Consider the following 26,280-nt stretch of genomic DNA (forward strand, 5'->3'; position numbering starts at 1 on the left):
TACCGGCGCTGCAACGTGGACAGTGTGCCCAGAACGGATAGGCCGTTCGCGTCGGTTCGGCGATGTTCAGCGTGATGCGGGTGGTTCGGCAGGAGCACCGAGACCGATCTTGTCTGCGATACGGACCAACTCGGCTAGCGACGCGACTTCCATTTTTGCCATCACGCGCCCACGATGGATCTTGATAGTCTGTTCGGCTGTGCCGAGTTCGCTCGCCACCTGCTTGTTCAGTCGCCCCTCCACGACCAGTTCCATGACTTCCCGCTCTCGCGGCGTCAGGCGATCAACGCGACGACGGAGCGCGTCGACTTCGCACCGGATCGCATGGGTTTGCGCGGCACGCTCAAGGGCCTGTCCGATTGCACGGAGCAAGTCGGCGTCCTGCACTGGCTTCGAAAGAAAGTCGGTGGCACCCGCTTTCATCGCTCCGACAGTCATCGGAATATCGCCATGCCCGGTAACGAAAATGACCGGCAGCGCCGCATTGAGTTCACGCTGCAATTCCAGGCCGCTCAGGTCGGGCAATTGAACATCCAGGACCGCACACGCCGGGGTATTAACGGTGCACACCCTGCCGAGAAACGCCCGTGCGGAGCCGAACGTCTCCACTCCATAGCCCGCGGACTGGATCAAACGCGCAAGAGCGCGACACACGGAATCATCGTCGTCGACAACGAATACCCGCGACCCATTGACTGTCATGGCTCTTGTCGCGACCGGTCATGGTCTGTCGCATCACCGCGGGGTAATGTGACATAGAACGTCGCGCCTCCCTCAACATTGTTTTCCGCCCAAAGCCGACCGAGGTGCATATCGACGATGGTACGGCTAATCGACAATCCCAAGCCGAGCCCGTTGGGTTTTGATGTAACGAATGGCCTGAAGATCTTGTCAAGCTTGTCGGCGGTCAGTCCGTGCCCCCTATCGCGAACCGCGATGCACAGCTTGTTATCGCCCTCGGATCTGAGCGTCACCGAGACCGTACGATCAACTGGCGGCACATCTTTCATGGCATCGAACGCATTGAGAAGGAGGTTGAGGATTACCTGCTGCAACTGCACCTTGTCGCCGCGCACGGGCGGAAGACCGCTCTCGAGATCTAGCGTCACATGAGTTCCGCGCACAATAGCGTCGCTATGCACCAGATGGATAACGTCGCGGATCACCCCGGAGAGATCGAGCGGCGCGACATCCAGCCCCCCCTTTTTGACTGCCGTCCGGATTCGCCGGATGATCTCGCTTGCCCGGTAGTCGTCTTTAACAATGTCGTCGAGTATTTCTCGCACTTCAACCAGGTCGATAGGATCAGCAGCCATAAAGCGCTGCGCGGCCTGAACGTTGCTCAGAATTGCAGTGAGAGGCTGATTGAGCTCATGGGCTAGCGATGACGCCAGTTGCCCCATCGTGGACACGCGCGTCAGATGCGCCAGATCCTGGCGGTTGCGCTCTAACTCGTGCCGATCTGTCCTGTCGATGATGAACCCGAGCGTTACGCTCTCATCGAACGGATATGCATTCAACCCGACCTCGACGCGAAATTCCGTGCCGTCCTTTCGCCGCGCGGACATTTCGTGCGAAGGCGGCACGCCGTGGGTTCCCGGCAACCCGAACGCGGCCGTCCAACGGGAGGCACCACGGTCAAAATGCAGGGAGGGTATCAACAGTCCGACAGGCTCCCCGACGAGCCGTCCGTGTTCATATCCAAACAGCTTCTCGATCTGCGGATTAGCCATGACTATCAGGCCGCGCTCATCGAGCATCAGAATCGCCAATGGCAAATATACGACCGCCTCGCGAAAATAATGCTCGCCGCTCGTACGAGCGGTCGCGTCGTCACAAAAGCTTTGCATGCCCGTCACGCCGGTGCCATGGTCAGAAGACTGACGACGAAGCGTCCTCGCCGATGCGATCGTGCGAAACCGCGCTCCAAATGCACGGTGAACGCCCGCCGCGCCTTGACGCTCGCCCGCCGTACTAGAAGTCTCTGCGAGGTGGCGGATTTCTCCTGGCGACCCGCCTGACGAACTCGCCTTCGCCATCGCGTCGAACCGACTAGCACGCGTCGCCGTCCTCGAACTCCGTTGACGCGTCGCCGCGGCGCTCGATAACGGAGCATCGACGCTTTCGGCAGAGAAATCTCGTAGATTGGCACTGGCAAACAAGGCCATGGATTGCCGGCGCCGCGTCATCTCGAGCAGCAACCACAGAATGACCACTGCTTCCAAAATGGCAATGACTTGGATCGCGATGCTCATGGCCACGCTTCCTCGCAAACGCTAACGCCGGGACACAACCGCTGAATTTCTAGGAGACACTTCCGTTAGCACGCTAGAGACTGCTTTCACTGCCAGGCGTTGCGCGTCACACTCAATATTTCACGCGTGCGCGTCAATCGTCAAAGCAGATCTCCGGGGTAATTGCCATCAATTGGCTCTCGCTTCGGCCGTCCTCGAAGTGACCAGTTGCCGAATGCCGTCCGTTTTTCAGAATCGCCGTAAGAAGCGCCTAGCGGGCTATGAACTGACGGGTAATTAATGCTAGTACGGGGTCGGCCGATTGTAAATGTCGAACTCACGAATTAGTAAGTGTCGCGAATTGATTGCATTCGATTACAACCAGCGGTGCCCTGACGTGACAACGCGTTGAAATACTGCTACGGGGTTCCACTAAGTGAATGGCACAGTGCATCGCAGATGGCTCAGTTTAGCCAGGTCTCACTAAAACAGATTGTAGACATTAATGTTATGGCCGCTTCATTCTCATTCTGCTTTACTTTCTCGCCGTTGAACCGCGCGACCTTTGCGTCCGACGATTAACACGCGCCAGCCGCCCGCGCATGGAACTAAAGTCCAATAGTTTTTTCGACACGCCACCACTAACATTGATTCGCCGAATCAGACTTCAGTAGCGGCGGCGAACGTTCGCGGTTGGCGAGTATTCAGCAACGAGCCGCTGTCGGCGACGAGTGCGTCTCGGATCTGCTCGACCGAGGCCGTCGTTCGTGCATGCACACGAAACGTGACCGCGAGCCAGGACTCAAGGTCATACGAAGGCGAAACGGCTTGCTACGGGACTTTCTATTGTTCGATTGCGGCCGGTGGCGGCTGTCACAGCTGATGTTTACCAAGAATGGTTGGTAGTGCAGGATGCCCATGTCGCTTTCGACTTGTCCTAACCGGGTACTGCTGATCGGCGCGTTATGCCTCGGTGGCTGCGTGCGCCTGGGGCCGAATTTCCAGCCACAGCGCGAGCCATGGGTTGAACACTGGAATAGTCCCGCTCTCGACCAGGCCGTCGAGACACGTTCGCAACCCGATATCCGGCAATGGTGGCGAGTCTTCGCTGATCCGACGCTGGAAGGTCTGATGGCCGAAGCCGATGCGCATAACGCCAGCCTTCAGGTTGCCGGCCTGCGCGTCATGGAGGCGCGCGCGCAACTGGGTATCGCCCAAAGCGGACGCTACCCGCAAGTCCAGATAGCTAGCGCCGACGTCCTCTACCGTGATCGCAAGGTAACCACGCCCGAGGCTCCCCAGACCAGCAGCTTCTGGCAATACAGCGCGGGCTTCGACATCGGCTGGGAGGTCGATTTCTGGGGGCGATTCAGCCGGGCCATAGAATCGGCCGACGCTGCATGGTTGGCCGCCAAAGCCAACTATGAGGATGCGCTGGTCCTGCTGCATGCTCAGTTGGCACAGAGTTACTTTGCCCTGCGCACGGCCGAGGCGCGCCTGCACATCGCGCGCGACAACGCCCGGCTGCAAAAACGCAGCTATGAAATCACCGAACGACTCTTCAAGAGCGGCGAAACTGACGAACTTGACGTGCAGCAAGCCAAGACCCAGTACGTGAGCACCCTGAGCAGCATCCCCGATCTGGAAAGCCAGATCATGCGTTCACGCAATGCCCTGGCAGTTCTTATCGGCCACACTCCCGGCAACCGGGCCGAACTCCCGGACTTGACGGAGAAGGAAGGGGTGGTGCCACTGGTCGACCGCGCGGTGCTCCAGGACGTACCCGCGAACCTGCTGCTGCGCCGCCCGGATATCCGCGCTGCCGAACAGAAGATTGCGGCTCAATCGGCGCTCATCGGCGTTGCGCAAGCCGATCTCTATCCGTCGCTGACCCTGCTGGGCAGCATTGGCTGGTCCGCCGGTTCGCTGGCTGGCATACCCAACGGCCTGTCCGTGATCGGCGGCCCTAGTCTGCGCTGGAACGTGTTCGACCACGGCGCCATCAAGAACAACGTGCGCGTACAGGACGCCCGTCTCCAACAACTGATCGTCGTCTATCGGGACGATGTGCGCCAGGCAGCGCGCGAAGCCGACGACGCCGCCAGCGACCTGAACAAATCCCTCGAACGTGAAGCGCTCCTGCGCGACGCGAAACAGGCCGCGAAGCGCTCACTGACGCTGGCCAACGCACTTTACCGTGAGGGCTATTCAGACTTTCAGCGGGTGCTGGATGCCCAGCGCGCGCTAGCTACCCAGGAGGATGCCTATCTGGTCAACCGCAGTAATGCCGTGAGCGACGTGATTGCTTTGTACAAAGCCCTCGGAGGGGGATGGTACAGCGACCAACCGCTCATCGACCCAGCGAGCCGTAAGCAGATGCAGAAACGTACCGACTGGGGTCAACTGCTGGACGAGCCGGCAAGTTCGTCCGCCAACGCCAGCTCCCCTTTGCAGAGGTAAGGTCCGATGAGCGACGTCCCGAAGCCTCCTGCAGCCACTCCGCCGAGCACGCCATCGCCCGCCGACGACCCGTCAAGGAAGGGGGTGAAGTGGGTCGTCATACTGATCGTTCTTAGCCTCGTCTGGTACCTGCTGGCCGACCGGTTTACGCCCTATACGCAGCAAGCGCGGGTGCAGGCCTTCGTTGTGCCAGTGGCGTCCGAAGTCTCGGGACGGGTGACCAAGGTGTATGTGCGGAACAATCAGGATGTCGATGCGGGGGCAGTCCTGTTCGAGGTAGATCCGGAGCACTACAGGATCGCCGTTGATCGCGCCCGCGCCGATCTCGACTCAATGCGCCGGCAGATCGGCGCCAGCACAGCCGGGATCGATTCGGCGCGTGCCACCTTGCGTGCCGCCCAGGCTAACGAACTCAAGGCCCGCCAGGATAACGATCGCCTCGGCAGTCTCTATCGTGGAGATCCAGGCACCATTTCACTGCGCCGCCTCGAACTGGCTCGCGCGAGCCTTGAACAGGCAATCAGTCAGGTGGCAGCGGCGCAGGCGGAGGTTCAACGCGCGCGTGAACAGGAGGGGGGCAGCGAGGACGACAACGCAAAGCTGCGTAGTGCCGCTGCCGCCCTCGAGAAGGCCGAACTGGATTTAAGCAATACCAGGGTACGCGCGCGCTCGGCCGGTCTGATCACGGATCTGCGCACCGACGCCGGCCAGTTTGCTGCCGCTGGCAATCCGGTCATGACACTGATCACCATCCACGATATGTGGATCAGCGCGGAAATGACGGAGAACAATCTGGGCCATGTCGAGCCCGGTACTCCGGTTGCCATCGCATTGGACGCCCTGCCGGGCCAGGTATTCGAAGGCCGCGTGCGCAGCGTGGGCTACGGGGTCAATGTCGGATTGAGCGCGCCGCCCGGCGGCCTGCCGACCGTGCAGAACAGCCGCGACTGGCTGCGTCCCGCCCAACGCTTCCCGGTAATAGTCGAGGTCTCCCACGGCGAGTTGTCCACGTTGCGTGGTGTGCGCGTTGGCGGCCAGGCCGAGGTCATGGCGTTCCCCACTCAGGGGAATCCGTTGAACCCGCTCGGCCGTCTATTCCTGCATCTGATGAGTTGGCTATCGTATGCCTACTAACCGCGCAGCGCCCACCCGGCGTCCTCCCCGCAGTCAGCGCGCACTGCGCCTCGCGACCGGTACCGCGCTTTGCCTGGCGACAAGCTTCGGCCTGGGCTTGCCAATCCCGATGGTCGCCCCGGTGTTCGTCGTGTTTCTCCTGGCCATGCTCAACAAGCCGCTGTCGCCCAAGGCCGGGCTGGGCCTGGTGTTGGTAGCGATGTTGACAACCGGCAGCGGTCTGCTGCTCATCCCTTTACTGCGATATTTCTCGCTCGCTGGCGTGCTGCTGGTCGGTCTGTGCCTCTTCCTGGCATTCCGCCGCGGCCTGCGCGGTGCTAACAATCTGGTCACCACCTTCCTGGCGGTCGGCTTAACCATGATTTCGACGGCCGGCACCGTCGACTTTGGGCTGGCCGTGCTGGTCATCGGCGCGCTGGTCAAGGGCCTGCTTCTCGCCATACTGATGCACGCATTCAGCCACTGGATGTTTCCTGAGCCCGCTGGCGCGCCGGCATTACCTACCGCCCCGGTCCTCGCGGATAACGAAGCCAGCTGGATGGCGGTTCGCGCCACCGCAGTGGTATTACCCGCCTTCCTGCTGACGCTGACCGACCCGGCCGGCTACCTACCGATCATGATGAAGGCGGTCAGCCTCGGCCGACAGAGTTGCACGACTACGGCCCGTGGCGCAGCGCGCGAACTGCTCGGTTCGACTTTGCTCGGCGGCGTACTCGCAATCCTGTTCTGGTTTGCGCTCAGTCTGTTCGTCCATCTATGGATGTTCTTTCTCTGGACGTTCCTGTTTGCCCTATTGCTGGCGCGCAAGCTGTATGCCCTGAGCCCGACGCAATACCCGCCCAGCTTCTGGCTGAACACTCTGGTGACCCTGATCATCCTGCTAGGCCAGTCGGTCGAGGACAGTGTCGCTGGGAAAGACGTCTACACAGCTTTCGCGGTGCGCACGGGGCTGTTTATCGCCGTCTCCCTCTACGCCTGTCTGGTGCTGCAACTTCTCGATCAACCCCGTCGCGTGCCGCGGCAATCCGAGGCTCTTTAGTCGCCCAACAGGAGATAGCGTCATGACTACGTCAGACATCAAAGCCGAGGTTCCCGCCGCTGGCGGATGGCGTTTCAAGCTTGGAATCGGCATCTTCGTGCTGGCTTTCACGTTGTGGCTACTCCTTCCACTGGCTAGCTCCATGGGAGTTTCGGCTGGACGCATCGCGGCATTGACCGGCGTGATTTTCGTTGCCAACAAGGTCCTGCTGGTGACCTGCATTGCTGTCATGGGCAAAGCTGGTTTTCAGAGCCTCAAGCAGATTATCTTCGGCCATGCAAAACGTCTCGCACCCAGCAAAACGGTCGGGCCAGTTCGCCACGTCATCGGCCTGGTGATGTTCTGCACGCCAATCGTGTGGGCGATGCTCGAATCGTACGTCGACCAATTCTGGCCGGGACTCAGACCGAACATCTGGCAGTTGCAGGTGCTCGGTGATCTGATGCTGATCGGGAGCTTCTTTGTGCTCGGCGGCGATTTCTGGACCAAGATCCACGCTCTGTTCGTCCGCACGGCATAGGCGGCGGACGCTCGCGACCAGGCTGAGGCTTCGTCCTCATCGGCTTCACAAGGCTAAAACATGAACATCGGCATCTATGGCACCCTCGTTGCGGCTTCGCTGGTTCTGCTGCTCGGCAACCGCCTCGTCACGTGGATTCCCGTGCTGCATACCTATACGATTCCCGAGCCGGTTGCCGGCGGGCTCGTCGTCGCGATCGTGCTGTTGGTCGTGCGCGTCGCAGGGCACGCCGAGGTGCGCTTCGACGCGGCGTTGCAAACGCCCATGATGCTCGCCTTCTTTGCAACCATCGGGTTGAATGCCAATCTCGCGAGCCTCAAACAAGGCGGCCCGTTGCTGCTGCGTTTTCTCGCCGTCGTGTTCGGCTTGCTGGTACTACAGAATGCCGTCGGCATCGGTCTCGCTTATGCGCTCGGCGTCGACCCGCTGCTTGGCTTGCTGGGCGGTTCGATCACGCTGTCGGGCGGACACGGAACGGGTGCCGCGTGGAGCAAGGTCTTTGCCGAACATCACGGCCTGCAATCGGCTATCGAAGCCGCCATCGCGTGTGCCACATTCGGTCTCGTGATGGGCGGTATCCTGGGCGGGCCGGTGGCCCGTCTGCTGATGCGCCGCGTCACGAAACCCGACTCGCAACAGACTGCCATGCCGGCCGATTCCTCACTCGCCTTTGAAGAGCCGAAAGCGGAACAGCCCACCACGCCCGCCGCCTTCATCGCCACGCTGACATTGATTGCGATCAGCCTGGCGGTCGGCGAGGTGCTCTCGAACCTGCTGGCCGGCACGGCCTTCGAATTGCCGACTTTTGTCTGCGTACTGTTTATTGGCGTACTACTAAGCAATGGGCTCGCATTGGCGGGCAAGCCCGTGGCCGAGCACGCTGTCGCACTGCTCGGCAATGTCAGCCTCGCGCTGTTCCTCGCCATGGCGCTGATGACGCTGAAACTGTGGGATCTGGCCGCGTTGGCATTGCCGGTCATTTCGATTCTTGTCGCGCAGACGGCATTGATGGCGCTATATGCGATCTTCGTGACGTTCCGCGTGATGGGCGGCAACTACGACGCTGTCGTACTGGCCGCGGGTCATTGCGGGTTCGGGCTTGGAGCGACGCCAACCGCAATTGCCAATATGCAGGCGGTCACGAACCGCTTCGGCCACTCGCATCTGGCGTTTCTCATTGTGCCGATGGTGGGGGCATTTTTTATCGACATCGTCAATGCAATCGTCATCAAGGGTTATCTCGCGTTGCCGATTTTTCGTTGACCCGATGTTCTTATGAACCGAGCGCCCACTCGCAGAGGATCCGCAGCACTGGACCGGATCGCACGTATCGCTCCGGGTCTGCACGACCTCGTTCATTACCGTGTGCAGGATCTGCGCCACGATTTCGTTGCTGGCCTGTGTGTTGCAGCGATTGCTTTGCCCGTCGGCGTTGCATACGCGCAACTCGCGGGCTTCAACGCTGCTATCGGTCTCTATTCGAGCATCCTTCCGCTGGTCGCCTATGCGCTCTTCGGAACATCGCGCCAGTTGATCGTTGGACCGGACGCGGCGACCTGCGCATTGATCCTTGCGGCCATTTCTCCGCTTGCCGCACTCGGCTCTGCCGCATACCTATCCATGTCGATGACGCTCGCGCTTGTTGCGGGCCTGCTGTGCATCGGTGCCAGTTTCCTGCGGCTTGGCGTCTGTGCGGATTTCCTGTCGCGTCCTATCCTGACAGGCTTCATGAACGGAGTCGCGTTGTCGATCGTGCTCGGTCAGATGGGCAAGCTGCTCGGCTTCAAGGTCGAGTCGGGTGGCATCATTCCGCGTCTGGTGGAGGTCGCGGGGAGACTCGGAGAAACCCACCTTCCAACCGTCGCGGTCGGTCTGGCTTCATTCGTGATGTTGGTGATTTCACCGAAGGTGTTGCCCCGTGTGCCTGCCGCGCTGATAACCCTGGCGCTTTCGGGACTCGCCACCAAGGGTTTCGCACTCCATGCCCAGGGTGTGCAAACTGTAGGCCCGGTTCCGGCTGGCCTGCCCGCGTTGACTCTACCGTACGGCACGCTCGAGTCGCTCGATACGCTACTTGTCGATGCAGCCGGGATCGCGTTGATCGCGTTTTGCAGTGGCATGCTGACAGCGCGCAGCTTTGCCGCAAAGAATGGGTACGACGTCGATGACGATCGCGAACTGGCGGCGATCGGTGCCGCGAACATCGCTTCGGCGCTATCGCAGGGCTTTGCCGTCAGTGGCGCCTCCTCCCGTACCGCGATGAACGACACCGCCGGCGGCCGCACCCAGGTTGCAGGGCTGTTTGCAGCTGCGACGATCGCTGTTGTCCTGCTGTTCCTTACGGGACCGCTCCAATACGTGCCCATCCCTGCCCTGGCCGCTGTCCTGGTGATGGCTGCCGTCTCACTGGTTGACGTGGCAACGCTCCGGACGCTATGGCGGGAGGCAAAAGACGAGCTTGCCATCTCGATCGTGGCAACCATCGGTGTCGTTGTTCTGGGGTCCATGCATGGCATTCTGCTGGCCGTCGTTCTGGCGCTGCTGCGCTTCATCCGAATCGTTGCACGCCCCTCTTGCGAAGTGCTTGGCGAGGTGAAAGGGATGCCTGGCTTTCACAACGTCGCACTGCATCCGACTGCGCGCTTCACCCCCGGACTATGTCTTTTCCGGTTCAACGCTCCGGTTGTTTTTTTCAACGCACGCTATTTCAAACGCTCGGCGTTACAACTGGTTGATGCGGCCGGCCTCGCGCCGCGCTGGTTCGTGCTGGACGCCATGACGATCACAGCCACCGACGTCACCGGCCGCCATACGCTGACTGAACTTCAGCGCGAGCTCGCGGCACGTGGTATTACGATGGTCATGGCCGGACGCTACGCGCAAACCGTTCAGTGGCTGAGCGATCGCGGTCTGGGGGAAGCGGGGCCGCCGTGGCCGCACTTTCCGACCCTACGCGAAGCAACGCGTGCGTTCAGGCGGGAGATGGCCCGAAAGGCGTCGTCGCCGGACTCAACTGCAACTCCGGATTGAATGAATTCCCGACACAAGGCAATCCTGCGAAGCCGAGCCGAACGCGAATCCAGCGTGAGTCTTCGAGCGGCTTCGGTTTCTTCATCGCGCCAATCTGGGTCAATCCGCTGCCCGCATCCGGCAACACTCAGCACTGCCGGATACGCAGGCCCGAACTCTGGTCGAAGAAATAAACGCGCTCGCGGTTCGCCCGCAGGCCGACCTCCGTGCCGATCTCTCCAGCAAACATGTTCGACACCTTGACGACTATCTGCTGCTCTCCGACGTTCAGCGTGACGAGCGAGTGATCGCCGATCAATTCGACCGAATAGATGTGCCCGCGGAACTCACCATCAGCCGCGGTGACGAGCATGCAGTCTTCGGGACGCACGCCAAGCACCGCCTCCCCATGATGATTTACGTCCGCAACCAGCGCCAGGCCTTCCGACTCGAAGCGGTTGTTCGTCAGCGTGCCGCGCAGAAAATTCATTGGCGGCGAACCAATGAAGCCCGCGACGAACAGATTCGCGGGGTCCGAATAAATGCGCGCTGGGGCGTCGAGTTGTTGCAGGACGCCTTTGTCGATCAGCGCAACACGATGCGCAAGGGTCATTGCCTCGATCTGGTCATGTGTGACGTAGATCGTAGTGACACCGAGCTCATGCTGCATGTGCTTGAGTTCGGCACGCATATGGCCGCGCAGCTTCGCATCGAGGTTCGACAGCGGTTCGTCCATCAGAAACGCCGCGGGGCGGCGAACAATGGCGCGAGCGAGCGCGACGCGCTGCCGCTGGCCACCCGATAACTGACGCGGATACCGGTCGAGCTGCGGTTCAAGATGAACGCTCGCCGCCACGTCGCGCACCGCCGCATCGATCTCGGCCTTCGCGCGCTTTCTCACGATCAGCGGGTAAGCAATGTTCTCGAACACCGTCTTATGCGGATACAGCGCGTAGGACTGAAATACCATCGCAACATCACGATCGCGCGGCAGTTGCTGTGTCACGTCGTTGTCGCCGACGTAGATGCTCCCCTCACTCGCCGATTCGAGTCCCGCGATGATGCGCAACGCGGTCGTCTTGCCGCAACCCGATTCGCCGAGAAGGACAAGAAACTCGCCCGCATGTACGTCCAGTGACAGATCGTGCAGTACGCGTGTGTCTCCGAAGGTCTTGCTGACGTTGCGCAGCGAGACGCTCTTCGAATGCGGCACCGTCGAGCTCGCGAAATGCGACGGGCGTGGCGCCTGCGTCTCCATGTCGTTCATCCTTTGACCGCTCCCACGAGAATGCCTTTGACGATGAAGCGCTGTAGCGTGAGCGTGAGCAGCATCACCGGCAGGATCATGATCAGAATCAGCACCGACATGTTCCACCACTGCGGCCCCCGAGTGGCGTTCTGCGCGGCGACGAGAAGTGGCAGGGTTTGCGCGTTGGCCGTCGACAGAAAGAGCGCGAACAGATACTCGTTCCAGGAGAGGATCAGCACGAGCAGGCCTGTCGCCACGATACCCGGCGCGACGAGCGGGACCACGATGCCAAACAGGATGGCAAAGCGTGTCGCGCCGTCGATCTGTGCGCTCTCCTCGATTTCTTTCGGCACGCTGGCGAAAAAATCGAACATCAGCCAGACGACAATCGGCATATTCGCTGTCGCATAGGTGATGATCAGCGCGGTCCGGGTGTCGAGCAACCCGATGCTCTTGAAGGTCAGGTAGATCGGGATCACCGTGACGACAGGCGGCAAGATGCGTTGAGAAATAATCCAGAAGAGAATGTCGTCGTTGGCGAAATGGCGCCTTGCGCGTCGGATGATCGGGCGCAGCAGCAGGAAAAAGAGCGCGCCGCACACGGCCACTGCGATCCGCAGGTCCACACCGCCCCAGCCGACGGCGGCCACCACCACGGCCAGCATCAGGACGCCGAGACCCACCGCCGCGACGGGCGGCCTGTATTCGATGCGCGCGAGGGCGTAAGCCGCTATCGAGCCCAGGAACACGGCGGCAGCCGTGGAGAACGTGGCAATGATCAGCGAATTCACGTAGGGACGAAACGTGTCCGGTCCGAGGTCGACGAAGATGTAATGCCAAGCGTCGAGACTCGGCTTGAAGTCGATGAATGGCACGTAGGCCGGCCCGTTCGATACGTCGATAGGCAGCTTGAACGACGTGATCGCCATCCAGTACAACGGAAACAATACGACCAGTGTCCATAAGCCAAGCAGGCCATAGGCAATCACCCGGGTGCCGATGGGAATCTCATCGAGCCGTGCGGGAACAAAGAGGCGCCGGATCATGATTGCCCCCCTCTCGCGCGCCGCACGACGAGTTGAAAAAATGACACACACGCGATCGTCGACACGAAGAACAACATGTAGGCGACGGCCGACGCGCCGCCGAGATTCAGCGTGCGCCATTCGATGAATGCGTGCAGTGTCATTGATTCCGTCGCAATGCCGGGGCCGCCATTGGTCAGCACGTTCGGCAGGTCGACCACCTTGAACGCTTCGATCAGGCGAATCAGCACCGCGCTCGCGGCGACCGGCGCGATCGCCGGCCAGGTCACGTCGCGAAAGATCCGCCAGCTCGACGCGCCATCGAGTTGCGCGGCCTCGATCTGGTCACGCGAGGTGCCTTCCAGCGCGGCCAGCAAAACAAGAAACATGAAAGGCACCCACTGCCAGGTATCCCCGATGATGACCACGATGCGCGCAAGCCACGGGTCCGCCGCCCACGAGATATGCCCCAGCCCAAGCCACGCCCACACCGGCGCAAGCGGGCCAACTGCGGTATCCGCCATCATGCGGAACATGTACGCGATGCCAACGGGTGTCACCATCAGCGGCAGAAAGAACAGAATCCGGAAAAATCGGCCGCCCTTGAGCGGCAACGCGCACAGGTAGGCGAGCCCGAGACCCAGCAGGAACTGCAGCGCCACGCCGAACACCACGTAAAAGAGCGTCACCATCAGGCTGCCCAGCTCGCCGCCGTGACCGACCGTATTGGCGGCAAGCCACACGAGCGCCAGCAAGGACGCAGCAGTGATCAGCCGGCCGATGCCGCCGACGACAGAGCGATGCCTGCCGCGCAGGTAACTGAGGAGCCACCAGCCTGTAGCGAGCGCGGCAGCGGCCATCACCGAGAGGCTAATAATGCCAGGCGGCCGGAATACACCGACAAAGTGAAATTGCTGGCTGCCGCTGAAAAGCCTCACGTAGTTGCGCATGCCGACAAACTTCAGTTCGTAGCCTCCCTCGCCGAGCGAGAACCGCATCAACGACAGATAGGCGGACGTGACTAGCGGAAAGATCGAAAAGCCGAGAATGAGTAGCACGGCCGGCAGCACGAACACGTAGGGGGCCTGGCGATCCAGCCAGTTGGCAACGGATGACCTGCGCGACGCGCGTCGCTGTGAAGCAGGTGACGAAACGTGCGACGAAGATTGCATGAGCCAGTCTCGTGTCATCGTTACGGCGGACGAACGACGTTCGGACGCCGTTCGTCATCGCCTCTCCCGAAGCGGCGCCGGTTGCCGCAGACCGGCGCGGCATGCGGCTATTTCGCGCCGATCGACGCCTTGTAGGCCTTCAACTGGCCGTCCTTTCCAAGGTCGTCGGTAATTTCATCCCAGCCTGTCTGGATCGCCTTCATGGTGGCGTCGGCATCAAGTTCCCCCGCGAGAAACCGCGCCACCGCGGTATCCAGTACGACTTGCTCGTAGCGCTGGTTCTGAGGGATACGCAGGTCGATGATCATATTCGGGCTTTGCAGACTGGCCTTGATGGCGCCGAGGTAGGAGGCCGCCGCCGCGTCGCTCATGCCGGACTTCTTCCAGATCGACATGTCCGTGAACTGCGATCGGCGATACGGATTGAAGCCGGTCGCACCGATCGTCACGTCAATATTCGATTGAGCAGGCTGGCTCATGTACGAGAGAAACGCGTAGGCTGCATCCTTCACCTTGGGGTTGGCCTTGGCATTGATCCCGCCGGACCACCCGCCGAATGCTGCAAAAGGCGCGTGGTTGACGCCCTCCACCGCATACGGGCACGTACTCTTGTCGCACGCCACCAGCTTGCCGGTGTCACGGTTCAACACCTTCGTCGAGCCCGGCAGGATGACCGCGCCGACCTTGTCGATCACCTTCGACTGCTTCGGGTCGATCGCCAGCACGCCGACGTCACCCCAGTCGAGCGTCAGCGCGCAGTGTCCTGAAATGAAGGCGCTGCGCGTATCGCCGACGTCGAGATTGATTTCGTTCGGCGGTCCGTATCGGGTCGATTCCTTGTAGACGTTCAGCGCGGCCTTGAACGCATCATTGTCGACGAGCGGCTTGAAGTTGGCCGGATCGAAGAAGGCGCCTTGCGCCGTCCCTTTCGACTGGATGTAGCCACCCGCAATCGAGATGATCGCCCAGTACGCCTGCGCATTGCGCTTCTTCGAAATACACGAACCCGCAACCGGTTTGCCGTCGCCGCCGAATACCTTGCCGTTCGCTGCCTTCGCGATGTCCAGGTAATCGTCCCAGGTTCTCGGCGGCTGCTTGCCGAGCTGTTTCAGAATGTCGGTCCGGTAGTAGACCATCTGGAAGTCGCCGTCGAGCGCAACCAGATAGGTCTTGCCATTGAAACGCTCCGAAAAATCGCGGAAGAACGGCATCACGTCGTCTTCCTTCAGCGCCGGATCATGGGCGACGCGCGCCGACAGGTCCTCGAGGAAGCCGCCCTTCGTATAGTCGACCATCCACTGCGGGGCGAACACCGCGGCGTCGACCGAGTTCGTACCGGAGGCCCAATCGGTCAGCAGCTTCTGGTACAAGTCGGAGAACGGCACGGTCAGAATGTTGACTTTGGCACCCGTGAGCTTTTCGAAGTCAGGCGCACGGCGCTGCAGCGGCTCCGCGATTTGCGGACCCACGAACGTCATCACATTGATGGTGACGCCATGGAAATCTTCTGCAGCGAGCGCATGCCCCGCTGCCATGAACCACGCAGCCGCCAGGGCGGCGGCCACGCTTGCACATTTGACGAGTTTCATTTTTTGTCTCCTCCATACCGAGTTGACTACGCTGCGCTCGGCGGCTGGCGAGCAGCCCACCCGATGCGCCCGGACTGCGGCGGTCCGGAGACTCCTACGAAGACTCGTGCGAAGGGCCGGTTTACTCCTCGAACAAATCGGGCCGTTCGGTGGCAAAGCGCCGCAACTCTGCAACGACTTCATCCAGATGACAGTGCATCGCGTGGGCCGCAGCTTCGGCGTCACGCTCCGCGATCGCCTCGAAGATGCGCACGTGCTCCTCGAGTGTATGAATATGACGTTCCGGACTCCCCAGCAACTGGCGCGCACGATCAAGCGCGCCGCGCGACGTGGCGACGATTTCCTTTACGCGAGGCAAGTCGATAGCGTCGAGCAGGATCTCGTGGAAGGCGAGATCGAGCAGGTGAAATTCGTGGCGCAATCCTTTGGCCACGGCCTCGCGTTGCTTGTCGAGGTTGGCGGCGAGCGCCTCCAGAGTCGCATCGGATCGCGTCGACGACAGGCCGCGCACGGTCTCGACTTCGAGCGCGCTGCGGATAAACAGATGCTGGCGGATGTCGTGAATCACGATCGGCTTGACACGTGTGCCGCGTTGCGGCAACACCTCGACGAGCCCAGCGGTGGCAAGCTTCGCAAGCGCCGCGGACACCGGAAAACGCGACACGCCCATCCGTTCGCAGACCGCCTGCTTGTCGATCATCATTCCTGGCTCCAGCGCAAGCGTGACGATAGCCTCGCGCAACGCCTCTGCCACGGCGTCGGTCAAACTACTCCGTTCCCCGCCCTGCAGTTTCTGCAATGCAGCATAAGGGCCGTTGGCCGCTGACTTCATGGATTACGACGCTCACGGAGAGCTTGATTTGCGACTGACATGCTAGCATGCTAGGTGGTGAAATCAGTGCTGTCAACGCGTGCTAACGCTTGGAGCGTGGCCTCGTGTGTGCTTACCAGCAGCGCTTGGTGCGAGCCATGCGCGCGTACCAACTGGCTGCCGCACCGGTCACGCTTGGGGGCGTCCAGATGACCACGATCACGAGGCTGTCCGTTCGGGACATTCGCTTCCTGGCCTCCCGCTCACTCGATGGCTCCGATGCTGAATGCGGCGCCGGAGTATTCGGCCACCTACGTCGTGCTCGAAACAGACTCACCGGAACAGATGGTGGGACGCGGACTTACCTTCGCTATCGGCCGGGCTAACGAAATTTGCGTGACCGCGGCGAACTCGCTGGCGCCGCTCATCGTCGGCAAGACCCTCGAAGACATCGTTGCCGACATGGGTTCGTTCTGGCGCGCCCTCACGTCAGACAGCCAGTTGCGCTGGATCGGTCCGGAGAAAGGCGCGATTCACCTCGCGCCTGCCGCTATCATGAATGCCGTGTGGGAGAGGACCGTGCGGCGCGCGCATTCTGCGCGACGAAATCGGCGCTGATCGCAAGCTGATGATGGACGCCAACCCGGCGTGGAAAGTCGACGAAGCCGTCGCCAACATGCGGCGCCTCGCAGAGTTCGATCCCTGGTGGATCGAAGAGCCGACGAGCCCCGACGATATCCTGGGGCACGCGGCCATCCGCCGGCGCGTGGCCCCGATCGGTGTGGCGACCGGCGAGGATTGCCATAACCGCGTGATGTGCCGCTATAAGCCGCCGCAACTGCCCGGCTATAGCCTCGAGATGCGCGCCGAGTCGCTCGACCAATTTCACTTTCCGCAAGGCGCGGCGTGGCGGGCGTGAATTTTTCCCAGGCAATCCCAGAATACCGGGCGAGCGTCCGAGAACGTACACTCGTCGTTATTCCCTGTGCTGAGAAAAACTGTGCCTGCCATCACCTGCATCGAAGATTTACGCGTGCTTGCTCAACGGCGCGTGCCGCGCATGTTCTACGACTACGCCGACAGTGGCTCATGGACCGAGAGTACCTACCGCGCAAATGAAAGCGACTTCCAGCGCCTCAAGCTGCGCCAGCGAGTGGCGGTCAACATGGCGGGCCGCAGCACGCGCACGGAAATGGTCGGTCAGGAGGCCGCCATGCCCGTAGCGCTCGCGCCGACGGGCTTGACCGGCATGCAACATGCCGACGGCGAAATCCTCGCTGCACGCGCGGCGGAGAAGTTCGGCGTCCCGTTCACCTTGTCCACGATGAGCATCTGCTCGATCGAGGACGTTGCCGCCGAGACCAGCAAGCCGTTCTGGTTCCAACTTTATATGATGCGCGACCGCGATTTCATTGTGCGGTTAATTGAGCGGGCTCGCGCGGCACGGTGCAGCGCCCTGATGCTAACGCTGGACCTGCAGATCCTCGGCCAACGCCACAAGGACATCAAGAACGGCCTGTCGGCGCCGCCCAAACTGACCCCAGCGAACCTCATCAATCTGGCGACCAGGCCGCGCTGGTGCCTCGGCATGCTCGGCACCCGGCGGCGCACCTTCGGCAACATCGTCGGTCACGCGAAGGGTGTAGGCGATTTATCGTCCCTGAGTTCGTGGACCGCCGAACAGTTCGATCCGGCGCTGAGTTGGGCGGACGTCGAGTGGGTCAAGAAGCTATGGGGTGGCAAACTCATTCTGAAAGGCATCATGGATGTCGAAGATGCGCGCCTTGCCGCCAATAGCGGTGCCGACGCGCTGATCGTCTCCAACCATGGCGGCCGCCAACTCGACGGCGCACCCTCTTCGATCTCGGCACTTCCCGAGATCGCGCGTGAGATCGGCTCGCGCATCGAGGTGTGGATGGATGGCGGCATCCGCAGCGGACAGGACGTGCTGAAAGCCGTTGCGCTCGGCGCCAGGGGCACGCTGATCGGCCGCAGCTTCCTCTACGGCCTGGGTGCGATGGGAGAGGCTGGTGTCACACAGTGCCTGCAGATCATCCAGAAGGAACTGGACATCACCATGGCCTTTTGCGGCCACACTGACATCCGTCAGGTGGACGAGCGGATCCTGCTGCCTGACAGGCGTTGAAGACCGGCGCCAGGCGCGACGCCTGGCGGTGGACGGTGTTCAGCCGAATGTTCGGCGTATTCCGTTCGCCGCCTCTTCTTTCGAGCCGCAATCTTCCGATGCTTGCAAAAACGTCGATCTCCACCAGTGCACATCGAACTTGCTCCTGCTTCGGTCCGATCCGGCAGCACTTCGCGTTGCCCACGCACCGGATGACGGCCTCATGCCATCGCGCCCAACTCAAGGCGCAGTTCCGTGTGGCAACGCTGGACGGTGGCACAAGCGGAGGCCAACGCTAATTAATAAGTATAACGATACGTCTGCGCCAAACCCGGTCTGTCTCCGTCAATTTGACAATGCCCGCGCGGCAGGGATGCCCATACCCATACTAAAAATGACCTAATGCACTGTTTTTTCAGATTGGAAAGTTCGGCATTTCCACTGCAATCAGACAGGTCCCGTTCCCTTCGCGTGGCGCAAGCACGCTGGCTGGGGCCGCCCGTTTCCCAGACCGTTGAGGAAGGTTTGACGCATCGTATAAAGGGTGTTGACCGCTACCGTACAGACCTGCCGTGCCAGAAGTGAGAACGTATTGACGGACACATCGTCCTCACGGAAAAAACACCGACGTCCCGGCTTCCACAACATTGCATCCACTGCGACTTTCCCGGTGTGCGACGAGGTGCCCTGCAATCCCGTGGCGACATAGCGCGTATTCGCCGGATGATGCGATCCGGAAGCGCCGCCATCCAGGGGAGACGCCCAGAGCCGGTCCCGATCGTCTCACCAGGATCTCGTACACGTTGCCCTGCGAGGCCTCAACCCTGGATGGTTTTAAAGCGTGCACTTTCCAGGGAGAAGTACCCATGCGCATCGCACAGATTGCCCCGTTGCATGAGGCGGTTCCCCCGGAACTCTATGGGGGCACCGAGCGCGTGGTGTCCTACCTCACCGAGGCGCTTGTCGACCTGGGGCACGACGTGACCCTGTTCGCAAGCGGCGACTCGCACACGAAGGCGACGCTCGCGGCCGCGTGGCCGCGTGCATTGCGCCTCGACCCGTCAACCCGCGACCTGCTCGCCCCGCACATGCTGATGCTCGAACAGGTGCGCCGTGTCGCCCACGAATTCGACGTGTTGCACTTCCACCTCGACTATCTGCCGTTCTCGCTGTTTTCGCGGCTCGACACGCCGTTCGTGACGACGCTGCACGGCCGCCTCGACCTGCCGGAATTGCAAGCCGTGTTCAATACGTTTCCGAAGGCGCCGGTCGTGTCGATCTCCGATTCACAACGTTTGCCGCTGCCGCAGGCGAACTGGCTGGACACGATCTATCACGGTCTGCCGGAAACGCTGCTCACGCCGCAAACGCAGAAGGAGCCGCAATATCTCGCTTTCCTGGGACGACTGAGTCCGGAGAAAGGAGCAGATGTCGCCATCAGGATCGCTGCACAAAGCGGTCTGCCGTTGAAGATCGCCGCGAAGATAGACAAGGCCGACCAGAAATACTTCAAGACGGAAATCGAGCCGCTGCTGTCGCAGGCGCACGTCGAATTTCTCGGGGAAATCAGCGAGCAGCAGAAGCCTGGATTCCTGTCGGGTGCGAGGGCGCTGCTGTTTCCGATCGACTGGTCCGAGCCGTTCGGCCTCGTCATGATCGAGGCAATGGCGTGCGGTACCCCGGTGATCGCATTCAATCGCGGCTCTGTCCCCGAAGTGATCGACCACGGCGTCACCGGTTATATCTGCGAAGACGTGCAGAGTGCCGTTGGCGCGCTGCAACGACTCGATGAGCTGTCACGTACGGAAGTCCGCGCCCAGTTCGAACGCCGCTTCAGCGCCAGAACGATGGCGCGGAATTACGTAGCCAGCTATACGTCACTGCTTCACGCGGCAACGCGCCCGGTGTTGCGACGTGCCGCCGCCGGTTGATCTGCGCCTGGCGGCTTTCCATGGCGAAGCCGTGGCGCCGGTCATGACGACGCACGCCGGAAGGGACGCTGACCGGCCATTTTCATGCGATGAACCCAGCGAACCTACCATCCTTCCGTCTGGCCGGACTCATGCGCCCCTGGCTGTTGGGATGCCATGAATGATTCATGGGGTCGCCGGACGTGAATCCCCCGATTCTTGGTCTGCATGGCGATCTGTTTGTCCGAGGGCTCCAGCGGAGTCCGAACTTCACCCGTGCGCCGTGCCTGCGATCCGACCAACACTGATAGGCCCAGCTACCGATGCTGACTACGCTGAAGGTGTCGCATCAGTAGCCATAGGCGGCCGTGACGATCGACCGTTCCCACTCCGTTCAGAGTCTATTAGCCTTCTTTAGGCGTTCGGACCGCTACCGTACAGACATACCCTGTCGCATGTGAGAAAGATAGGTTGCGTCCGCCGTGCGCCGGTGATTCCCTGATTTCTCTCGCGGGGCGCGCATTCGCAGCCGGCAACCGGCGCAACCGCGCAAGTCTTTGTTGCGACAAAACGCGAGGTGCCGCTGCACGCTTCGCCAATTGGTCCGCGACCCGCGTCGCACCGCTGCTTAGGCTAGTGTCGAACTTGAGGAGAGTGTCATGAACAACATCATCTGGCTTGTTGGAGCCGTGGTCATCGTTCTGTTTGTGCTCGGCTATTTCGGGTTGAGATAGGACGTTCCAGTTACGTGCCCATCACGCGATGGTCGCTCAGCGACCGCGATCACGTCTGTACGCTGAGCGTCGGACACTTACCACCGCCGCTGCCCCATGAGTGACGGGCGAGTCCGTGAGATCAAAACGCCACGGGCCGGAGCCTGATGACAGCCAGCTGCAATCCCTTTCGCCATTGGCATGGGGAAACATCAATCCGATCGGTGACTACATGCGGCGGGAAACCGCACAATGTTTCAGATCGCTACAACCCAATCATCAAAAATCCGTGGAAGAAGAAGAGCCCCTTTGTCGAAGGTAGAGACCCTGGGTCCGCGGGCATGTCACGTATCGGAAACCGTAGCCAGTGCACTGCCAGAGCAGACTTTCCGTGTCCACTCTGCCGGGCAACCGTTCTCTATCGTTCGGCACAGCGACGGCGTCGCCGTAGATGATCGCGCCTGGCGAGCGCGAACCAGCAGTGCCTGCAGCCTGAAAATTCCGGTCGCATTGGTCGTCAGGATTACAGGGGACGGATTGTTCATTAAGGAAAGGAGCCGCCACTCAAGTGAGCGACACTGATCTGGCCGGCGTTCGTCTCTCTGTACGCTATCGGACCGCATCTGCGTCCGCTGTCGCGTAGCCTGAACAGTGGGCTACCTTGGAGTTTGTATCTCCGGGTTTACTGAACCGTATTCGTGAGGCCTGAGATGTGCTGCTAACCGCTTTGCGCGGGGTGCACCCTCTCCAGGTACCCCTACCAGGAACAACGTTATGCTAGTCAGAGAAATGATGAAAGAGCCAGTTCGCATTCAGGCGGAGGAAATGCTCGACGCGGCAGCCCGCAAGCTGAAGAACGAAAACATTGGCGCGTTGCCGGTGTGCCAGGACACGCGCGTGATCGGGATGCTCACGGACCGCGATATCACGATGCGGGGCGTCGCGGATGCACGAAACGTCAGTCAGATGACCGTGCGCGAAGCGATGTCGGCCGAAGTACTTTTCTGCTTCGAGGATGATCCGATCGAACAGGCCGCCACCATCATGAACCAGAATCATGTACATCGTCTGGCGGTCCTCGACCGAGGGGACCGGCACCTGGTAGGCGTTATTTCCCTGTCTGACGTGGACGGTGGCACCTCCCAGCGACGTCCCTATGAAGTGATTTTTCATAAGACATTCACTGACCACCGCGGTCACCCGCATCACAGCGAGTTGATGCGCGTTTCGGTCGCCCAGGGCACAAAGGCAGAGGCGATCGCGACGGCGATCGGTCAGTTCGAACAGTTGAACAAGGTCACGGTGTGGCACCAGCTCGCGGACGGATATGACGTGACGAGCGTCCGTGTCGATGAGGAGGGGGCAACGGTTGAAGAACGTGAGCCGACTTCAGAGAGAGAAGCCCGGATACTACGCCGCGCCCGTGAGGTGTGGGAGCGGGCGGGTACGCCGGAGGGCCGGGATGTACAGTTCTGGGAACAGGCCGCTGGGGAGATCGACCGCGAGGACCACCCTCGGGAATGACGCGTCTCGGGACAGAGCGCATTCATCCCAAGAACCACTGCAAAAATGTCGCCGTTCACCTTCGCAACCATACTGGCGGACAAGTCTATCGCCGTTACCAGCGAATCAGAAGACAAACCCGGGAGTCCACACAAGGATGACATTCTTCGTTGGGTCGAAGCGCATCCGGCACTTGCTGCATGGGTACAGGCAGTGGGCAGCGTTTTCGCGGTGACGGCCACTGCGTCGCTACCTTTCATTCATGGCTACCTGACTGAAAAGCGTGAAAATAAAGTCAGACTTGCTGCGCTGGTTGCGTTGGCCCAGTAATCCGTCGCCCTGCCCGGAGACCTGGCCGAAGCGATGAAAACGGATTCAGGTATGCGTGACTCCATGCATCTCGGTGTAACTGGCGAATGGACCGAGCTTCGGGCAATGCTCGCGTCTTTCCGACTTTAGGACGTTGTCCAGCAGCACCTGGCGACCCAGATCGGCCATCTGCGGCACGCCGTCACTGTCGGCCGTTCGATTGCAGAAACGATTCCTCACGACGACATCGCTGACCCGAATTTTGATATCGACCGCGATCACATTCAAGGGGCGGAATTCTGGCCACTGATGCGCGTGATGCAATCGCGAAATTGCGTTGAGGCGATCCCCGCTTCTGGCATTGGTAGCGGGTTCCTGGATCTATATGCGATCTTCGCGACCAGCGCCGACCGGCCACTATGGCATGGGGCTCGCCTGGCTCAGTCCGGTGAACGTACACATAGCCCTGCCGCCGCGGCGCTGACCGGTTGCGGCATGGCGGGCTCAGTGGGATTCCTTACGCGTACGGCGGACTGCTGCCCCGCATTCGCCGAAAGGAAATACCCGAACGCGCAGAGCGCGTAACATGGTGTGCGGCGGTAGTTACTACTCGAAAGGGACCGCGGTCTCACATGACTGGCGCCACGGGCACTTATCGTGGCAAGGGTCTATCGCGGTCTCGGGAAGCCGGCCTACCGTTTTCCGAGTGTGGGCGCCACGCCATGGTGCTTCGACATAGTTGGCCGACCTGCCAGTGAGCAAATGCCACGTCGCCGTGGGTAGTGTGGGCGTGCCGCTGGCGCCACTCATAGAAAGACGAAACCAACATCCAGGGGGCGCGTCATGATGCACGTTTTTCTGGCAAACAACCGCAATGAACTGATAGAACGGTGTCGGGCGAAGGTGGCACAGCGGCCCGCACGCGAGGCAACCGCGCAGCAACTTCAGAATGGTGTGCCGCTGTTCCTCGATCAGCTCATCAGGACGCTTCGAATGGAACAGACGTCGGAACCACTGGACAGCCGCAGGATTTCAGGTCCTTCGGGCGGCGGGGCGTCTTTATCCGAAATCGGCGAGTCAGCGGCGCAGCATGGGCGGGAGTTGTTGAAGCTCGGGTTCTCGGTTGACCAGGTCGTCCACGACTATGGGGACCTGTGCCAGGCCATTACAGACCTCGCGTACGAGCGCGATGCGCCGTTTCTGATAGACGAGTTTCGAACCCTTAACCGCTGTCTGGACAATGCCATTGCCGATGCGGTCACCGAGTTCAGCTACCAGCGCGATTTTGCGGTGGCGGACAAGCAGGCCGTTGAAATGCATGAGCGGCTGGGATTTTTCGCACACGAACTGCGTAACTTTCTTCAGACTGCGACGCTCGCGTTTACCGCGGCAAAGACCGGAAGTCTAAGTCTGTCTGGAGCCACAGGGTCGGTTCTGGAACGGAGTTTGGACGGATTGCGTGATCTGATAGCTCACTCTCTGGACGAGGTTCGTACGGCCGCAGGAATTTCCTTGCAATCGAGGATGTTTTCTGTTGCCGACTTCATCGCTGAAGTGAAATATGCCGCTGACCTTGCGGCCCAGATTCGCGGATGCGTACTGACGGTTTCCACTGTGGATCCGCGGCTGGCCATTTGCGGGGATCGCGACCAGCTTTATTCAGCGGTCGGAAATCTGCTGCAAAACGCTTTTAAATTCACGCACAACCACACCGAAGTGACGCTGGACGCGTACGCGTTATCGGATCGCATTCTGATCGATGTGAAGGATCATTGCGGTGGTCTTCCGTCCGGTAACGCGGAAAGAATGTTCCTGCCGTTCACTCAGAACGGCACGGATAGGACCGGACTGGGGCTAGGTCTCTCAATCACCAGGCGCAGCGTCGAGGCAGATAACGGTGTTCTCAGCGTCCGGGATGTGCCCGGCACGGGTTGTGTCTTCACGATTGCCTTGCCTCGATATGCAGTCTCTGCAAGCTGAGCGTTACCGCTGTCGGGTCGTCTACGCGCTACACGGGGGTTGCGGCACGCCGCTGAACCGAGCCGTGCCATTGGACACGCTTGATGCCGCTTCTGGCCCGCGTACCTATCGCGCTGCTCGGCAACCACACTAGCCGGATTAGAGGACACGCTGAACGCGCTAGTTCGGGCCGGTGACGCACGCAGCATCGCACCCATGCCTGCCCTCCGCTGATACGTTTCGCGGAATCCCTTGCTAGTCAAGCGCTTTCAGATGCTCCCGCCCGCATGCGGCACAGGTTGCCCCGCCAGGACTTCGCGCTCTGGCGCGCCTGGCTCGTGCGATGAAGCGATAGAAGCCGCGTTTCGGAAGTAAGTCGCAGCGCACTGGCTGCGCATCCAAGCTACAACGATGGCACCAGGCTTCAGATCCTGCTTGCCCCTTTCGGCAGGGACATTGCGAAACGGCACGCAGTAGCGGCGTTACTCCTCATCACGCAACTCGGCCTCGATCTCGGCGATCGACGGCAACTCAGTGGCCAGCGGTTGGGGTATCTCGCGCAAAAGCTGGTATTCGGCCACACCCATCGGCTTGGCGATGCCACGAAGCGCGTATTCGGCGACCAGCCTGTTCTGTTCCTTGCACAGGAGAAGCCCGATGGTCGGTTGATCGGTGGGCGTCTTCAGTTGCGCATCGATCGCCGACAGGTAGAAGTTCAGCTGCCCCGCGTATTCCGGCCTGAACGGCGTGGCCTTCAGTTCGACGACCACGTAGCAGCGCAGCTTCAGATGGTAGAACAGAAGATCGACAAAGAACTCGTCGCCACCAACTTCGAGCCGGTATTGCCGGCCGACGAACGCAAACCCGGCACCGAGCTCAAGCAGGAATCTAGTGATGTGTCGGGTCAAAGCGTGTTCCAGATCCCGTTCCTGCGCATGCTCGCCGAGGCCGAGGAAGTCGAAGATATACGGGTCCTTCAGGCTGTCCCGCGCAAGATCGGATTGCGGCGACGGCAGGCGTTCGGGGAAATTTGTCACCGCGTTGCCCTGGCGTTCGCGTACTCGGGTTTCGATCTGCATGACGAGCACGTTGCGCGACCAGCCGTGCTCGACCGCCTTCGCTGCATACCACTCACGCTCCTCGCGAGTGGTCAGTTTGTCGAGCAGCGTACACAGGTGGAACCACGGCAATTGTGCAGCAGCCTGCTGCACAAATTCCCCATCCGGCCACGCCTGCGCGAACGCACGCATGTACTTGAGGTTGCGCGGGGAAAAGCCGCGCATGTCGGGAAATGCCGAGCGCAAATCGCGCGCAAGGCGATCGATCACCTTTGCGCCCCACCCCTGAACTTGCTGTCGCTGCGCGATATCCCGGCCAATCTGCCAGTAAAGCAGCACCAGTTCCCGACTGACAGCCAGCGCCGCACGTTGCCGTGCGCTCGCCACCCGCGCCTTCAGGTCATTCAGCCAGGCAGCGTAGTCCGCGCCCGCAGGCTCTGTGTTCGTCATGCCACTCATCT

Annotated in this window: 20 protein-coding genes and 2 pseudogenes; 13 read left to right on the forward strand and 9 right to left on the reverse strand. The window is 60.9% G+C overall.

All coding sequences use genetic code 11. The features are described from left to right. Window positions 1-66: 66 nt before the first annotated feature. Together PQR32_RS06980 and PQR32_RS06985 are read right to left on the reverse strand one after the other, a co-directional pair. On the reverse strand, window positions 67-702 hold the full coding sequence (locus PQR32_RS06980; protein ID WP_408223552.1) for a response regulator transcription factor: 636 nt from the start codon (window positions 700-702) through the stop codon (window positions 67-69). Beyond that, window positions 699-2,255: a sensor histidine kinase gene (locus PQR32_RS06985; protein WP_408223554.1), complete on the reverse strand. Its 1,557-nt coding sequence runs from the start codon at window positions 2,253-2,255 to the stop codon at window positions 699-701. Before PQR32_RS06985 ends, PQR32_RS06980 begins: the two co-directional genes overlap by 4 nt. A gap of 897 nt (window positions 2,256-3,152) precedes the next feature. On the opposite strand from PQR32_RS06985, the gene PQR32_RS06990 reads away from it, so the two are divergent. Genes PQR32_RS06990 through PQR32_RS07015 form a run of 6 tightly spaced genes read left to right on the forward strand, consistent with a single transcriptional unit; the run spans window position 3,153 to window position 10,417 of the window. Beyond that, window positions 3,153-4,694, forward strand: a complete 1,542-nt coding sequence (locus tag PQR32_RS06990; RefSeq protein ID WP_408223556.1) for an efflux transporter outer membrane subunit — start codon at window positions 3,153-3,155, stop codon at window positions 4,692-4,694. Between the two features lie 6 nt (window positions 4,695-4,700). Further along, window positions 4,701-5,828 carry an HlyD family secretion protein gene (locus tag PQR32_RS06995; protein WP_408223558.1) on the forward strand — a complete coding sequence of 376 codons (1,128 nt, stop codon included), beginning with the start codon at window positions 4,701-4,703 and terminating at the stop codon, window positions 5,826-5,828. Beyond that, on the forward strand, window positions 5,818-6,867 hold the full coding sequence (locus PQR32_RS07000; RefSeq protein ID WP_408223560.1) for a DUF2955 domain-containing protein: 1,050 nt from the start codon (window positions 5,818-5,820) through the stop codon (window positions 6,865-6,867). Before PQR32_RS06995 ends, PQR32_RS07000 begins: the two co-directional genes overlap by 11 nt. A gap of 22 nt (window positions 6,868-6,889) precedes the next feature. After that, window positions 6,890-7,387 carry a transporter suffix domain-containing protein gene (locus PQR32_RS07005; protein ID WP_408223562.1) on the forward strand — a complete coding sequence of 166 codons (498 nt, stop codon included), beginning with the start codon at window positions 6,890-6,892 and terminating at the stop codon, window positions 7,385-7,387. Between the two features lie 60 nt (window positions 7,388-7,447). Continuing rightward, on the forward strand, window positions 7,448-8,650 hold the full coding sequence (gene gltS, locus PQR32_RS07010; RefSeq protein ID WP_408223564.1) for a sodium/glutamate symporter: 1,203 nt from the start codon (window positions 7,448-7,450) through the stop codon (window positions 8,648-8,650). Between the two features lie 12 nt (window positions 8,651-8,662). Further along, window positions 8,663-10,417, forward strand: coding sequence for a SulP family inorganic anion transporter (locus PQR32_RS07015; RefSeq protein WP_408223566.1), 1,755 nt, complete (start codon window positions 8,663-8,665; stop codon window positions 10,415-10,417). 127 nt (window positions 10,418-10,544) lie between these two features. Here the strand turns inward: PQR32_RS07015 and PQR32_RS07020 are convergent, their stop codons facing one another. The 5 genes from PQR32_RS07020 to PQR32_RS07040 form a co-directional block, all read right to left on the reverse strand. Beyond that, the gene (locus PQR32_RS07020; RefSeq protein ID WP_408223568.1) at window positions 10,545-11,663 is read right to left on the reverse strand and encodes an ABC transporter ATP-binding protein; all 1,119 of its coding nucleotides are present in this window, start codon (window positions 11,661-11,663) and stop codon (window positions 10,545-10,547) included. Further along, window positions 11,660-12,691, reverse strand: coding sequence for a carbohydrate ABC transporter permease (locus PQR32_RS07025; RefSeq protein ID WP_408223570.1), 1,032 nt, complete (start codon window positions 12,689-12,691; stop codon window positions 11,660-11,662). The genes PQR32_RS07020 and PQR32_RS07025 overlap by 4 nt, the downstream gene beginning before the upstream one ends. Continuing rightward, window positions 12,688-13,842, reverse strand: coding sequence for a carbohydrate ABC transporter permease (locus tag PQR32_RS07030; protein WP_408223572.1), 1,155 nt, complete (start codon window positions 13,840-13,842; stop codon window positions 12,688-12,690). Before PQR32_RS07030 ends, PQR32_RS07025 begins: the two co-directional genes overlap by 4 nt. Before the next feature lie 107 nt (window positions 13,843-13,949). Continuing rightward, on the reverse strand, window positions 13,950-15,431 hold the full coding sequence (locus tag PQR32_RS07035) for an extracellular solute-binding protein (protein WP_408223574.1): 1,482 nt from the start codon (window positions 15,429-15,431) through the stop codon (window positions 13,950-13,952). A 121-nt stretch (window positions 15,432-15,552) separates the two neighbouring features. After that, window positions 15,553-16,197: a GntR family transcriptional regulator gene (locus tag PQR32_RS07040; RefSeq protein ID WP_408223576.1), complete on the reverse strand. Its 645-nt coding sequence runs from the start codon at window positions 16,195-16,197 to the stop codon at window positions 15,553-15,555. Window positions 16,198-16,451: 254 nt separating this feature from the next. Here PQR32_RS07040 and PQR32_RS07045 point away from each other — a divergent pair. From PQR32_RS07045 to PQR32_RS07065, 6 genes and pseudogenes are all read left to right on the forward strand, one after another. Next, window positions 16,452-17,161 (forward strand): annotated as a pseudogene (locus PQR32_RS07045) (enolase C-terminal domain-like protein). Between the two features lie 81 nt (window positions 17,162-17,242). Then, window positions 17,243-18,388: an alpha-hydroxy acid oxidase gene (locus PQR32_RS07050; RefSeq protein ID WP_408223578.1), complete on the forward strand. Its 1,146-nt coding sequence runs from the start codon at window positions 17,243-17,245 to the stop codon at window positions 18,386-18,388. Window positions 18,389-18,531: 143 nt separating this feature from the next. Continuing rightward, window positions 18,532-18,670, forward strand: a pseudogene (locus tag PQR32_RS42255) (IS6 family transposase); the annotation flags it as partial. Window positions 18,671-19,233: 563 nt separating this feature from the next. Next, window positions 19,234-20,298, forward strand: a complete 1,065-nt coding sequence (locus PQR32_RS07055; protein WP_408223580.1) for a glycosyltransferase family 4 protein — start codon at window positions 19,234-19,236, stop codon at window positions 20,296-20,298. A gap of 1,466 nt (window positions 20,299-21,764) precedes the next feature. Continuing rightward, window positions 21,765-22,514, forward strand: a complete 750-nt coding sequence (locus tag PQR32_RS07060) for a CBS domain-containing protein (protein ID WP_408223582.1) — start codon at window positions 21,765-21,767, stop codon at window positions 22,512-22,514. 45 nt (window positions 22,515-22,559) lie between these two features. Continuing rightward, window positions 22,560-22,823: a hypothetical protein gene (locus PQR32_RS07065; protein WP_408223584.1), complete on the forward strand. Its 264-nt coding sequence runs from the start codon at window positions 22,560-22,562 to the stop codon at window positions 22,821-22,823. Window positions 22,824-22,868: 45 nt separating this feature from the next. On the opposite strand, the gene PQR32_RS07070 is transcribed toward PQR32_RS07065, so the two are convergent. Next, window positions 22,869-23,090, reverse strand: coding sequence for a hypothetical protein (locus PQR32_RS07070; protein WP_408223586.1), 222 nt, complete (start codon window positions 23,088-23,090; stop codon window positions 22,869-22,871). A 555-nt stretch (window positions 23,091-23,645) separates the two neighbouring features. Between PQR32_RS07070 and PQR32_RS07075 the strand changes: the two genes are divergently transcribed. Further along, the gene (locus PQR32_RS07075; protein WP_408223588.1) at window positions 23,646-24,782 is read left to right on the forward strand and encodes a sensor histidine kinase; all 1,137 of its coding nucleotides are present in this window, start codon (window positions 23,646-23,648) and stop codon (window positions 24,780-24,782) included. Between the two features lie 461 nt (window positions 24,783-25,243). Here the strand turns inward: PQR32_RS07075 and PQR32_RS07080 are convergent, their stop codons facing one another. Further along, entirely contained in the window at window positions 25,244-26,269 is a 1,026-nt protein-coding gene (locus tag PQR32_RS07080) for a PDDEXK nuclease domain-containing protein (RefSeq protein ID WP_408223590.1), read from the reverse strand. Between the last annotated feature and the right edge of the window lie 11 nt (window positions 26,270-26,280).

Source organism: Paraburkholderia dipogonis (genome assembly GCF_046027395.1).
Classification (GTDB): Bacteria; Pseudomonadota; Gammaproteobacteria; order Burkholderiales; family Burkholderiaceae; genus Paraburkholderia; species Paraburkholderia dipogonis_A.

Bases quoted from the DNA above. Each gene is read 5' to 3' on its own strand.
- PQR32_RS06990 (WP_408223556.1), top strand. From the start codon at position 3,153: ATGTCGCTTTCGACTTGTCCTAACCGGGTACTGCTGATCGGCGCGTTA.
- PQR32_RS07020 (WP_408223568.1), bottom strand. From the start codon at position 11,663: ATGAACGACATGGAGACGCAGGCGCCACGCCCGTCGCATTTCGCGAGC.
- PQR32_RS07015 (WP_408223566.1), top strand. From the start codon at position 8,663: ATGAACCGAGCGCCCACTCGCAGAGGATCCGCAGCACTGGACCGGATC.
- PQR32_RS07035 (WP_408223574.1), bottom strand. From the start codon at position 15,431: ATGAAACTCGTCAAATGTGCAAGCGTGGCCGCCGCCCTGGCGGCTGCG.
- PQR32_RS06995 (WP_408223558.1), top strand. From the start codon at position 4,701: ATGAGCGACGTCCCGAAGCCTCCTGCAGCCACTCCGCCGAGCACGCCA.
- PQR32_RS06985 (WP_408223554.1), bottom strand. From the start codon at position 2,255: ATGAGCATCGCGATCCAAGTCATTGCCATTTTGGAAGCAGTGGTCATT.
- PQR32_RS07005 (WP_408223562.1), top strand. From the start codon at position 6,890: ATGACTACGTCAGACATCAAAGCCGAGGTTCCCGCCGCTGGCGGATGG.
- PQR32_RS07030 (WP_408223572.1), bottom strand. From the start codon at position 13,842: ATGCAATCTTCGTCGCACGTTTCGTCACCTGCTTCACAGCGACGCGCG.
- PQR32_RS07025 (WP_408223570.1), bottom strand. From the start codon at position 12,691: ATGATCCGGCGCCTCTTTGTTCCCGCACGGCTCGATGAGATTCCCATC.
- PQR32_RS06980 (WP_408223552.1), bottom strand. From the start codon at position 702: ATGACAGTCAATGGGTCGCGGGTATTCGTTGTCGACGACGATGATTCC.
- PQR32_RS07080 (WP_408223590.1), bottom strand. From the start codon at position 26,269: ATGACGAACACAGAGCCTGCGGGCGCGGACTACGCTGCCTGGCTGAAT.
- PQR32_RS07060 (WP_408223582.1), top strand. From the start codon at position 21,765: ATGCTAGTCAGAGAAATGATGAAAGAGCCAGTTCGCATTCAGGCGGAG.
- PQR32_RS07065 (WP_408223584.1), top strand. From the start codon at position 22,560: ATGTCGCCGTTCACCTTCGCAACCATACTGGCGGACAAGTCTATCGCC.
- PQR32_RS07000 (WP_408223560.1), top strand. From the start codon at position 5,818: ATGCCTACTAACCGCGCAGCGCCCACCCGGCGTCCTCCCCGCAGTCAG.
- PQR32_RS07075 (WP_408223588.1), top strand. From the start codon at position 23,646: ATGATGCACGTTTTTCTGGCAAACAACCGCAATGAACTGATAGAACGG.
- gltS (WP_408223564.1), top strand. From the start codon at position 7,448: ATGAACATCGGCATCTATGGCACCCTCGTTGCGGCTTCGCTGGTTCTG.
- PQR32_RS07055 (WP_408223580.1), top strand. From the start codon at position 19,234: ATGCGCATCGCACAGATTGCCCCGTTGCATGAGGCGGTTCCCCCGGAA.